Source organism: Mobilitalea sibirica (genome assembly GCF_015999265.1).
Classification (GTDB): Bacteria; Bacillota; Clostridia; order Lachnospirales; family Lachnospiraceae; genus Mobilitalea; species Mobilitalea sibirica.
Genome location: NZ_JAEAGR010000018.1, coordinates 1 through 12,386, shown reverse-complemented (window position 1 = coordinate 12,386; position 12,386 = coordinate 1). Strand labels below are relative to the sequence as shown.

14 protein-coding genes are annotated in these 12,386 nt (G+C 37.0%); 4 read left to right on the top strand and 10 right to left on the bottom strand.

The window, feature by feature from the left end; all coding sequences use genetic code 11:
* Positions 1–52 precede the first annotated feature (52 nt).
* Positions 53–703 carry a Crp/Fnr family transcriptional regulator gene (locus tag I5677_RS14875; protein ID WP_197662439.1) on the top strand — a complete coding sequence of 217 codons (651 nt, stop codon included), beginning with the start codon at positions 53–55 and terminating at the stop codon, positions 701–703.
* Between the two features lie 28 nt (positions 704–731).
* Complete coding sequence (locus I5677_RS14870) at positions 732–1,976, top strand: hypothetical protein (RefSeq protein WP_197662438.1); 1,245 nt, start codon at positions 732–734, stop codon at positions 1,974–1,976.
* 408 nt (positions 1,977–2,384) lie between these two features.
* On the opposite strand, the gene I5677_RS14865 is transcribed toward I5677_RS14870, so the two are convergent.
* The 6 genes from I5677_RS14865 to I5677_RS14840 all read right to left on the bottom strand — a co-directional run bounded on the left by I5677_RS14865 (position 2,385) and on the right by I5677_RS14840 (position 7,760).
* Positions 2,385–2,882 (bottom strand): L-2-amino-thiazoline-4-carboxylic acid hydrolase, encoded by a 498-nt coding sequence (locus I5677_RS14865; RefSeq protein ID WP_197662437.1) that lies wholly within the window; start codon positions 2,880–2,882, stop codon positions 2,385–2,387.
* A 213-nt stretch (positions 2,883–3,095) separates the two neighbouring features.
* Positions 3,096–3,863: an ABC transporter ATP-binding protein gene (locus I5677_RS14860; RefSeq protein ID WP_197662436.1), complete on the bottom strand. Its 768-nt coding sequence runs from the start codon at positions 3,861–3,863 to the stop codon at positions 3,096–3,098.
* On the bottom strand, positions 3,863–4,630 hold the full coding sequence (locus tag I5677_RS14855) for an ABC transporter ATP-binding protein (RefSeq protein WP_197662435.1): 768 nt from the start codon (positions 4,628–4,630) through the stop codon (positions 3,863–3,865). Before I5677_RS14855 ends, I5677_RS14860 begins: the two co-directional genes overlap by 1 nt.
* 2 nt (positions 4,631–4,632) lie before the next feature.
* Positions 4,633–5,691, bottom strand: a complete 1,059-nt coding sequence (locus I5677_RS14850; RefSeq protein ID WP_197662434.1) for a branched-chain amino acid ABC transporter permease — start codon at positions 5,689–5,691, stop codon at positions 4,633–4,635.
* Between the two features lie 3 nt (positions 5,692–5,694).
* A complete protein-coding gene (locus tag I5677_RS14845) occupies positions 5,695–6,570 on the bottom strand; it encodes a branched-chain amino acid ABC transporter permease (protein ID WP_197662433.1) in 876 nt (291 codons plus the stop codon).
* A gap of 41 nt (positions 6,571–6,611) precedes the next feature.
* Positions 6,612–7,760 (bottom strand): ABC transporter substrate-binding protein, encoded by a 1,149-nt coding sequence (locus I5677_RS14840; RefSeq protein ID WP_197662432.1) that lies wholly within the window; start codon positions 7,758–7,760, stop codon positions 6,612–6,614.
* Positions 7,761–8,146: 386 nt separating this feature from the next.
* Here I5677_RS14840 and I5677_RS14835 point away from each other — a divergent pair, with 386 nt between their 5' ends.
* Complete coding sequence (locus tag I5677_RS14835) at positions 8,147–9,025, top strand: hypothetical protein (RefSeq protein ID WP_197662431.1); 879 nt, start codon at positions 8,147–8,149, stop codon at positions 9,023–9,025.
* 10 nt (positions 9,026–9,035) lie between these two features.
* Entirely contained in the window at positions 9,036–9,308 is a 273-nt protein-coding gene (locus I5677_RS14830; protein ID WP_197662430.1) for a hypothetical protein, read from the top strand.
* 156 nt (positions 9,309–9,464) lie between these two features.
* Here I5677_RS14830 and I5677_RS14825 read toward each other — a convergent pair whose 3' ends face one another.
* The 4 genes from I5677_RS14825 to I5677_RS14810 form a co-directional block, all read right to left on the bottom strand.
* A complete protein-coding gene (locus I5677_RS14825; protein WP_197662429.1) occupies positions 9,465–10,562 on the bottom strand; it encodes an NHL repeat-containing protein in 1,098 nt (365 codons plus the stop codon).
* A gap of 46 nt (positions 10,563–10,608) precedes the next feature.
* Positions 10,609–11,304 (bottom strand): helix-turn-helix transcriptional regulator, encoded by a 696-nt coding sequence (locus I5677_RS14820; protein WP_197662428.1) that lies wholly within the window; start codon positions 11,302–11,304, stop codon positions 10,609–10,611.
* 81 nt (positions 11,305–11,385) lie between these two features.
* Positions 11,386–11,568: a hypothetical protein gene (locus I5677_RS14815; protein WP_197662427.1), complete on the bottom strand. Its 183-nt coding sequence runs from the start codon at positions 11,566–11,568 to the stop codon at positions 11,386–11,388.
* A gap of 82 nt (positions 11,569–11,650) precedes the next feature.
* Positions 11,651–12,235: a CDP-alcohol phosphatidyltransferase family protein gene (locus tag I5677_RS14810; RefSeq protein ID WP_197662426.1), complete on the bottom strand. Its 585-nt coding sequence runs from the start codon at positions 12,233–12,235 to the stop codon at positions 11,651–11,653.
* Between the last annotated feature and the right edge of the window lie 151 nt (positions 12,236–12,386).

Here is a 12,386-nt window from a genome sequence, read left to right as displayed (position 1 = left end):
CGATATAATAAGAAAAAAGGTGTTACCTATGTAACACAAAGGAGAATTCTTTATGAACCATATAGATCAAATCAAAGAAACCACCCTATTAAAACATCTACCGGATGAAGACATTAAAAGCAGTCTTTTCTCGGGAAAGTTTAAAGTAATAAAATATAAAAAAAACAGTATCGTTCATTTTGACGGAGAACACTGCAATAAACTGGAAGTCATTCTCTCCGGTAAAGTAGCTGTCGAAAGAATAAGTGAATCGGGAGATCTTTTAACGATTTCTATGTTCTATAGTGACAATATCCTAGGTGGAAATCTCCTATTCTCAAGCAACGCGTACTATCCCATGACGATTTCTACCCGCTCTCCTTCGGTTATATTGGAGATTGATAAAGAGACGCTTTTTGATTTATTATGTAAACACAAGAAATTTCTTAGAACATATCTGGAGCTAGTTGCCGATCATGTTTATATGCTTGGAGATAAGATAAAACACTATGTCAATAAAACAATAAGAGAAAGCATCATAAATTATCTAACATACGAATGTAAAATGCAAAAATCCAGGCAGATTAAGCTTAATATAACAAAAAAAGAACTGGCTGAAAAAATCGGTGTTCAAAGGACCTCCCTATCCAGAGAGCTATCCAAGATGAGAGATGAAGGTCTAATCGTATATGATGCTAAAACAATTACGATATTAAATCTTTAAAATAATACATTAACGGGAGAATAAGTCTATGCGAATTGATAAAAATACAATCCAAGATATATGCCTTACAATAATAAAAAATGAGTGGCTATCGACCGATGACAGTTTTCCTGATTTTCTACCCGAGATATCCTATGAGACAAAAATGCAGAACGAAGCATATGTAAATAATATTCTCACTGAGTTTCAAGCACACTTTCAAAAATTTCCCCGTTTACCCATAGGGCGGAAGCGTTGGAATCAGAAAACCTTACGATTGATCATAACTATACTGAATAAAGAAACTGTTCTTGGAATCCACAGGGCTATGGATGAACCTACAATCGACCAATTTTATACGGAAGTCAAAGACTTTCTTCAACACGCCAGAAGGTTTGCTCCAAAGTTAACTTTTGAGGAGATTGGCCAAGCCCTCAGAAATTATATTGTCTATGCTATGTTTAAAGAAATTCATCAGGTAAAAACAGGCTTTTCTAAGCCCGGATTTGGATATAGCATGCTTTATCCCTTTACGGATAACTATATTGACAGTATCAATTTAACAGATAATGAAAAAGCCGAATACAATCAATTGATCAGGCATAAACTTGAGGGAAAACCGGTGCATCCTCACAATGAGCACCATAGGAAAACCTGTGACCTACTGCAAGCGATAGAGGATGAATATCCGAGGGAGAAGGATACCACCGTTTATACTTTGCTGCTCACGATGTTAGAGGCTCAGGAAGAAAGTCTTCGGCAGCAAAAAAAGAATATTTTATTATCTGGGGAGCAAAGACTTGATATCTCTCTTTACAAAGGGGGTATATCTGTTTTAATCGACCGCTTTTTAGTGAATAAAGAAGTCACCGATAAGGATCTTATCTTTTATCTGGGATTTGGTTTTTTCCTTCAATTAGCGGATGATCTGCAAGATATTAAGGAAGACAGTAGCAATGGTTATCAGACGGTATTTACTGTAGATTTACATGCAAAACAGGAAGAAAAGCTCGTTAATAAGATGTTACACTTTATCTATCATCTTATGGCTTCTTATCAATCAGAAAATGATATTTTTAAAGATTTTGTATTAATGAATTGTTATCAGTTAATATTTACCTCTATTCTTGGTAGCAAGGAATTTTTTTCAAAAGATTATCTAAAACAAATTGAAAAATACCTGCCGGTTTCTCTACCGTATCTGGAGACGATGTTACATAATAGGGTTGAAAAGCAGGATAACAAAAAGCAATCGAAGTATATGAAAATGTTAGACAGTATACTATCTCAGTGATTATAAATAAATTTACTCAAATATGCTTAAAAATTCATCTGCCCTAAAGTTAGTCTGGGAATGAAAGGAATAATTTAATGTTTAGATCATTGATTGTTCAAATTTTTCATAGCTAATATTGCATCTGACTTAATGTAATATTAATAAAACAGGAAGGGGCTGTTTCAAAATAAACAATGGGAATATAATTTACCTCACACACAGATTGATGGACATATTTTCGATTTTGTATGCCTTGTTCGAATACTTCTGTTCGCACTAGACATAACAAAATCAGCAACATGTCTGTCAAACAGTTCATTACGGTAAAATCATATTCCCCTTTTAACTATTTTGAAAAAGCCCTTTCCTGCTAATTCATCCAATTGTTGTATTTCCTTGCTTAAAAAAGGCTTCGCTCAAGTTTTATTATTTATCCTGACTATCCTTTTTCTTAGTTACAAATAACTGACAGGAATTACAGCCTTTCGCAATGGTATCCCCCAGACGGTATTCAAAATTTTCATAGGTACTGACAATTCCACGGTCACCATCCATAGCGATATCACAATACTCTGCAATATCTTCCTCTGAAACACCAAGCTTTTGCCATGCAGCCACCAGAGGACAATAATGAAAAGTAACCGTTAATTGATCTTTGGTAACCTCTGTCTCCATCTCAAATATCTTCTTAATATTCTCAGTTAAAAATGCATCGGTAAATACACCTAAGTCATCCGTTCTAGGTAATTTGCTTTCACCGTGAAAAGCTCCACAACGATAGATAGCATCCCTTGCAAAGGAAAGATCTAATCCCCTTTTTCTTGCTTCCTCTACTAATAAGGCGAACCAGGTAGCACGATGTTCAATTGCTGATCGTAATTCTTCAATGTGAGCTCCCTGCTCTGTTTTTTTATTATTAATCATAGTTTTATCTCCTTTTTTATATGTGATAATAATGCAGCGTTAAATCCACTAACATAATTTTCAACATCATTTGAGTTCTCATTTGATAATAGTAAACTGATATGCTGAAATTGTATTTTGTTAACTTCTTTCTAGTTAGTTATTCATGCACACCCCGGCATATTTGTCCAGCTTTTAGATAACATAGCTGGTACAAACTCCATTTGAATCAGGCTATAAATTCGAAGAAGCTAAGGATTGAATCACCTTTTTGCTCACTGCCGGATCAATGATTTCACCCAAATACGCCTTTCTTACTTCCTTGTTATTCATAAGCTCTTTGGAATGACCATGCAATTTCACCTGACCGTTTTCCAACACATAGGATCTGTTGGAGATACGCATTGCCATATTGGCATTCTGCTCAATCAATAAGATACTGATTCCCTTCCGGTTAATATCTTTAATCATGTCAAAAATGATTTTCACGAGATTTGGTGCCAATCCCAGGGAGGGCTCATCCAATAACAATAGCCTCGGCTTACTCATCAATGCTCTGGCAATTGCTAACATCTGCTGTTCTCCCCCTGACATGGTGCCTGCTAATTGCTTTCTTCTTTGTGCCAGTCGCGGAAACATTTCATACATTTCACTTATTGTAGTTGTTATCTCAGATTTATTTTTTCTGGTATATGCTCCCAGTAACAGATTTTCTTCTACGGTTAGCCTTGGAAAAACGCCTCTGCCCTCCATTGATAAACTAATCCCTAATTTAACAATATCATTCGGTCTATGATGGGTTATATCTTTTTTGTCAAATATGATCTTACCCTTCGCTACAGGAACGGTACCGGTGATAGACGCCAAAAGAGTGGATTTACCTGCGCCGTTAGCTCCAATCAGGCTTATGATTTCTCCTTCCTGTAACTCCAGATTGATTCCTTTTAATGCCGTTATTCGTCCATAGTTTGTATAGAGGTTCTCTACCTTTAAAAGACTCATTACTCCACCTCGCCTTCACCAAGGTAAGCCGCAACAACCTGCTGATTTTCTAATATTTCCTGAGGTTTACCTTCCGCAATCTTTTTGCCATAGTCTAATACATAAATATAATCAGATAAATTCATCACTACATTCATATCATGTTCTATCAACAATATGGTGTATCCCTGGTTTTTCAGTTGTAGAATAAACTGTCGAAGCTCTTCCGATTCCTGCGGATTCATACCGGCAGCCGGCTCATCTAATAGCAAAAGTCTTGCTCCGGTTGCTATAGCTCGGGCAATTTCAAGCTTACGCTGTTCGCCGTAAGGAAGATTATCCGCATAATCATGAATTCTCTTCTCCAATCCAACTGTTTTTAGTAAATCAGCCGCATATCTTATCTTTTCACCTTCTTCAAGGTGAAAGCGCTTTGTACGAAACAAACCGTCAAGAAAACGATATCCGGTCCGTATATGAGTACCTATCAATACGTTTTCAATCACTCTCATATCGTAAAACAGGCGGATGTTTTGAAAAGTTCTTGCCATTCCTAAACTGACAATTTCCTGAGGGGACTTATCCTTAAGATTTCTCCCATCAAAAGTTATTTCTCCCTCCGCTGCTCTATAGATACCGCTAAGAATATTAAATACTGTTGTTTTTCCGGCACCATTAGGTCCTATAATACTCACAATCTGCCCTTTTTCAACCTTAAAGTCAAACTTATCGATGGCAGTAAGTCCGCCGAAACGAATGCTGATTTTATTTACTTCAAGATATGCCATAGTTATCGCCCCCTCCTATTGGCTTCCTTTTCTTCCCGATAAGTTTGAGAACGTTTTAGAACCGGAATTTTGTATGGCAATCTTGATCGCCACCCCAATAAACCCTGTGGCTTAAAACGCATCATCAAAATCAAAACTAAACCATATACAACAAAACGCCATTCCATAAGCGGTCTGGCAACCTCCGGAAATGCTACTAAAATAGCTGCGCCCAAAAACATTCCACGAATGGTACCCATACCACCTAGTATAACGATACTTAATATCATAATCGACACATCAAAGGTAAAGGAATTATGATCAATATAAGACACAAGAGATGCATAATAACCCCCAGCCAGACCGGTTAGTACCGCAGAAACGACAAACGCTCCTACCTTATATCTTGATGAACGGATTCCCATCATAACTGCCGCAAGTTCGTCGGCCTTGATTGCCCGTAATGTTCGTCCCATATTGGAGTTTTGTATTCCTATACAAACATAAGTAACAAGGATAAGCAAAACCAGCATAAGATAGAACAATCCATGATTTGCCAAAGTTAATTCAAATCCAAAAAATGATGGTCTGGGAATATTTCGAATACCTAAAGTTCCATTGGTAACCGTATCAAAATTCATAATGACCATTCTGACAATCTCACCAAAGCCCAAGGTTACAATAGATAGATAGGTACCCGTTAACCGGAGCGTCGGTAAGCCTAGGAGCAAACCGCATATTCCGGTAAAGACCATCGCTATCATTACCGCAATCAGAAAATTCATCTGAAATCGTAGCATTAATATCGCAGTAGTATAAGCGCCAATTGCAAAAAAACCTCCGTGCCCTAGGGATACAAGGCCGGTATAGCCTGTCAGAATATTCAATCCTAAGGCTAACATCGTATAAATCCCTATCATAATAAAGATTCGTGTCATATATTGTGAGAAACCAAACACAGGTAATAGCATAGATAAAGATAAGCCACCGGCATATAAGATAATTCTGTATTTATACACATTCGTTTCTAAGTAGCTAAACCCTTCGGTTAATCGATTTATACCAGTCCTAATTTTCTCCATATCTTATACCTTTTCAATCCCTTTCCGTCCAAATAAGCCTGCCGGTCGAACGATTAATACAATAATTAAGATAATAAATGCAACGGAATCCCGATACTGAGATCCAAACCAAGTTGCAGCCAGTCCCTCCGATACACCAATAACCAGGCCTCCAACGATTGCACCATGCAAAACTCCAATACCACCTAAAACCGCAGCAGCAAAAGCTTTTAGACCTACCATAAAGCCCATTGTAGGATATAATATCTCATAATATCCGCTGATCAGCACACTGGCGATGGCTGCGGATATCCCTCCAAGAAAAAATGTAAATGCAATGATAAAATTCGTATTAATACCCATTAATCCCGCGTTTTTTTCATTTTGCTCCACTGCCCGCATAGCCAGCCCGATTTTCGTACCCTTAATCAGAAAAGTAAGTATCGCCAGTAAGATAACCGATGTCACGAACATGATAATCTGCATGGTACTAATCCTGGCACCCAAGATATGAACAATACGATTATCAAATAACTTCGGAAATGGCTTTTTCTCACTACCAAATCCCATCATCAAAAGGTTTTGTATAATATAGGAGATTCCGATTGTCGTTATTAAGGATGAAATTCCTGGGGATTTTTTCTTTCTAAGGGGATATAGCGCCACCCTGTCAATTAAAACTCCAAGAGCACCTGTTAGTAAAACCCCCAGTAAGATTGCCGGTATTAATCCAAAATGATATCCTATAAAGAATATAACAGCATGGGCACCAAAGGCATATACTGCACCATGAGAGAAATTTACCAAACGCAGTATACCAAATACAAGGGAATATCCCACTGCAATCAGGGCGTATGCCATTCCTAAAGATAGGCCATTGAAAATCTGTTGTAAAATCATATCTAAGCTCCTTTATGATGGCTATCGTTTGTGCCTAAGAATTACTGGGCAGCTTTACCATTATAACGAACGAATTTTCCATCCTTAACAATTAGTTTTGTATATTCTTTCGTGGCATCTCCGATTTCATCGAATTTAGTTTCACCGGTAATTCCTTGATAGGTAATTGAATTTAATGTATCTCTAAGCGTTTCCTTATCCAATGAGCCGTTTTGCTTTACTGCTTCTAAGAGAATACCAATAGAGTCATAAGCTTGCGCTGCCAAAGCTGAGGGCTCACTACCAAATTCTTCTACATACGCAGTAACGAATTGCTTAACTGCTTCCTCATCGGAATCTGCATAAAAACTTACAGGGAATATAATACCTTCCACTGCTTCGCCACCAAGTTCAATTAACTGTTGAGCATATGCATTGGATAACCCGATTACCTGGATATCCGGATCAACGGCTTTATACTGCTTTGCTAAAGGAGCAATCAGGGAATACATACCTACACTGATTACCACTTCTGCTCCAGCTTCTTGAAGCTTAGCAATTGCCAGACTATAATCATCGGATCCTTCCAGAACCTCTTCCTGTGCTACTAATTCAAGTCCAGGATTATTTTTAATCATATCAGCTGCAATAGCTCCGGCGGTTGTACCCCAATCCGTCTTTATTGCTACAATTCCAACCTTGGTTAATGATAGATCATTGGTAATTATATCTTCAATCACTTTAAATTCACTACTAATAACAGAGTTGTTTCTAAAAATATACTTACCTATAGAAGAATAATCCGGATGAGATGCTGTATTGGAAATCTCTATCACCTTATTCTCCTCATAGGTAGGGGCAGCTACCATACTTACCCCTGATGAGAAATGCCCCAATACACCAATGATCTCGGGATTACTTACAATTTTTTGAGCTATGGAGGCTGCTTCTTCACCGGAATTTTTATCATCATAGTTCACCAATTCAATGTTACGCCCTAAAACGCCACCATTTGCATTCCATTCATCTACTTTAATCTGCGCTGCCAACAAAAAGCTCTTTCCGTATTCTGCATTATCCCCGGTCATCGGGAATGCCACTGCAATCTTAATCGGTCCATTGCCAGAATCTTTTTTATTTGATGAAGAGCATCCACCAAGCAAAGATACAATAACTACTGTAATTAATAAAACGCTTAAAATTTTTCTCATGTTTTTTCTACCTTTCGTAATATAATCCTTTCGTTTTTTCCTTCATTACCATTCCGTTTTTACACCATACCGCAACATCGTTCTCTTCTTCTCAAGACTTCATATCTCCTTTCAAATTATTTCATACCTTTTTGGTATGAATAGTATGAATTATGAATTAGATTATAATCGATGGAAATTATAGTGTCAAGAATAAATTAAAAGAAACAATTAAATATTTCGAAAATTAAAAAGGAAAGTACTCAAAGTGAAAAATAAGTTATGATATATAACAACCTTAGTGATATTAAACTCTTCCTACCTTAATAGCGCTTTGTACCATTGATTAGTGCATCATTATTCCATCGGTGAATATACTGTATTGAGTACACTATTGGGGAGAAGCTATGGCAGACAATAATTTTCTACACACAACAGAGATACTGGAAGCTGCAATTCCGTATATTGATGCAAGAACCAGGCCAACTATGATATTAATGCTAAAGCTTTATGATTTAATTGCTTGCTTTCGAAGTTTTAGATCAAACAGTTTGGCTGCCTGTGGCTTTGAAAACCAAAAATTCGACTTAGAAGCGTTATTAAGTGGTATCAGACCGAAATGCAATGATAATGAAAGAGCATTTATTGATAGAATTCTGGGTTTCTTTAATGCAAGAAGAATGTTTGAGATGTACAATTCCTATATGTCTGCAATGAAAGCTATGCAGGAGTTTGAAGGCTTTGCTAACGGTGATGTTAACGAAGCATCCGATGCCGAGAACGTAATGGGGAATTTCTCCGGATTCGATTTTGCTTCTATTTTTGGCAATGGAAACGGACCTTCTTTTTCTGATCTGCAATCGATTTTTGGCAAAGCTTCAGGTTCCGATGCCGGCAATCCAAATGAGGATAACAGTGAAAACTTTGCAGCATATAATAATATGTCATCTATGGATTCTGACGACTTGGATACAACATCTGACATTAATCCTGATATGGATACAAATCAAACTGTTGATCAAGCAGATAATGTATCAGAAGGCTCTTCAAGCAATACCTCGGATTATGCCTCTGCTTTCCAACAAACCGCCAAAGAAAAAGATTCTTCCAAAGGCTCTTCCAAAGAAACTGGTTCACAGTCAGGTTCCGGCAGCAATTCCAACAAAAGTATGCTGGAAATGCTAAAGGCTATGATACCACCGGAGCAACAAAGTACTTTCGAAAACTTAAGCATGCTTTTCAATTCGATGTCATATGATGATAATAATAAAACTGATTTAAGTTAGGAGTGATTTCATGGCGGATACCTCATGGACGAATAATCCTAAATTGAAAAATGTAGATCCCCGAAAACTGGCTATTTTAATGGAATTAATGAAAGAAGCGGAAGGAAAACCAATGGATAAGTTAATTCCTCTTTTAATGAATACAAACAAAAGGCTTCAAGAGCAGGATCTGACATTTACAAAAGATGAAAGTGATATGATGATAGAATTAATCTCTAAAAATCTTACTCCCAAAGAAAAAATGCAGTTTGAGATGATTCGAAAGATGATGCCAAAGAAATAATATGATAAACCGTTTTACTTGTCATAAAAAAAAGACGGTAACCGGAGAGTTTTAAAATGCTTTATCTATATAAAAACGCACCCCATAGGATAAAAATAGAATCTATCATCCGGGGTGCGTTCATGTTAAAAATCACTTGTAACTTCTGTTACTTCTTTACTTTTGGAATTTGCAGATCTCTTTTTCTGTTGTAATATATAGGATGTTTTCTCCAAACTCCCCTTTGCCAAAATTTAATCCGATATAATTCGTACTATTGCCTTCCATCTTATAGATATTGGAATTTAATGTATCATACTCCACCTCGATTAGCGTATTAGCGGTATCAACATACACATTACCCTCTGTATCTATCGCTAGGCATCGAAGATCTGTTTCAGCCTCATAATAAGGTTCCCCGATACCCTCTTCTGTATTTGTAATCGGATGTTTATAGACATTCGTCCCATAGGCAATGTACAAGCAATCATCTTTGGGACTATATTCGATACCATCCAGTTGAAAACGTCTCCCTGATTTAGGAGTGAAATCCAGAAATACTTCCTTCTCTCCGGTCGGTAAAATCTTATAAATGATTTCATCGGTTTCATCAGCCACATATAAATTATCTTCCTTATCTAGGGTCACATCAAAAGCATTTTTAAAGCCTTCTGAAATTAACGCTTCGCTTCCATCCACACTATATTTTTTAAGTGCCCTTCCAACCGTTATATAAATCTCGTCCTTAGAATTGATTGCAATGCCGGGACCTATGAATTGACCTTCCACTGTACAGATTTCTGTCATTTCACCTTCTGACGATACACGAAAAAGGGTACCGTTGCCAACAGATGGGGCACATACAATATACATCTGTCCCGATTCTGTGAATTCCACACCAAAGGCTCTTTGATTTGGCATTTCAAGAAAAGTTTCCAACCGAGCTGTTATTTCTTTTCGTTCCCCTTCCACCATGGTCTCCACTTCCTTATCTATAATTTCTTCCTGATTACCGTCGCCATCAGCTGTTCCTACATCAATTGCATTCTCACGATCCGTACCATCTTTAACTGCATCATTTTCTGAATTGCTCCCGCGTTCATCATTTAACGCTGTGTCATTTTGATTACCTTGTTCTTCCTTTTTCATGTTTTCATCTATTGCGACTACTGTTTGACCTTTTGTGGAATTTTCATTTGATGTCTTATTCGTACAGGCAGATAAACCCATCACTGCAATCGTAATAAACAGAATGAAGCATATGCTCTTTCTCATCTTATCCTCCTTATTGCATCTAACTATCCGTTGCCAGTACAGACCCCTATCTGGGATTACTTTTCTCCCAGAAATCTTCCAAACAAAACGCAGGGTCCCTGATAAAACTCAGATTGGTAATCTGATCCTTTTTGATATAAGCTAAGTTATAAGCTCTAAAAATATTATGAATATAACAATAGCCGACGAGATACCAATATCCAACCTTGTTCACCAACCCATAGGGTGCAACGTACCCATCCGTAGATAAATGTTCGCAAAAAGGACTCTCGTATTCAATATGAATTAAATGACCTTTTTCGATTGATTCCTCAAAGCAATTCAATTTTTGCAGTAATTCATTTCCCTGGAATTTATAACTCATATCAATTAATATCCGGGGCTGCGTTTCATTGCTATATGAAATCTCAGGAAAAAGTGTAGACAGCTTGCGATAGAGTTCTCTTGCTTCTGATGAAAATTTAGCTTGACCAAACTTACCCATACATAAACTGTTAAAGATTAGCGTTCTCCACTCTTTTTTATCTAATAACAGCTGATCCATGTTAAAATTCTTAGATAAACGTATCCCTCCTTTCATCCCAACGAAGCTGTCAATCTCAACACCTGCTGTCCTTAGCATCTCTAAGTCACGATACGCAGTCCTTTTGGATATCTCCAAGAGTCTGCAAAGCTCATCAATCTTAACCATATCATGGGATGATAAATAAAACAGAATGATTAATAATCTCTGAATTTTCATGAACTCTCCTTTTCCGAGCATTTCCTACGCTCTTTTAGTTTAACAAAGAAATACTGCCATCATTATGGCAGTATTTTAAAATCAGTTTTCTTTTTTTTCAAAAAAGTTACAACCGGCATATGGAAGTACTTCATATTCATAACATTTCCCTTTTAAATCGTCGGTAGGCGCATAGTGCTTACAATTCTGACAGCACCTTTCGGACTTCATCGGCGCTAAGTTATATCCACTATATACAACATCCGGTGAACTATGCATATTCATATCAACCTCTCTACTACGAAACAACAGTTTTAGTATTCGCTAATCTTGTTGTCCGAATCATTCCTATATAACTCCTTGTATCTTACTGCTCTGCTAATTTCGTCTCATGGTACATTCTAAGATATTCCCTGATATAAAGCAAAAAAGATAACAATAAAAATCCACCACATACCAGCATCAAGATATTAATAACAGATATCTCCAAATTCGGTACTGCAACCAGTACGAGCATAACAGCGTAAAACACCGTAGTCGATACCTTACCAAACCACTTGGCCCCGTTTAATCTTTTACCCTTTCTCAGCATAGCAATACCGGCGCCAAGCATAAATAACTGCATTGCTATAAATAGAATTAACAGTAAAAACATCCACTTAATCTTTACAACCAGAACAAAAATCAAGGATGCTTGTGTCAGTTTATCCGCCAAAGGATCGATCAACTTCCCAAACTCTGTAACCATGTGAAAGGTTCTGGCTATAAAACCATCCAAAAAATCAGTTAATCCGGAAATCAACACTACTGCTGCCGCCTGCAGATACTCACCGGGCTCATCCGCTTTGATATACAAAATAACAAAAGCCGGAATTAGTAAAAACCGAATATAGCATAATATATTCGGAATGCTCCATAAATCTTTCTTATTAAATTTTGCCAGTATTTTCATGTTATATACCCCCTTGTACCAGAGGTTAGTGTAAAGTATTTTACACTGATTTTTATTTGATCCCTTTATTTTTCAAGGGTTACAGAGCTTTTTAAAATAAAAAAAACAATGACCCCCTATTTTCAGTTATAATTGGAGTTACCACACAACA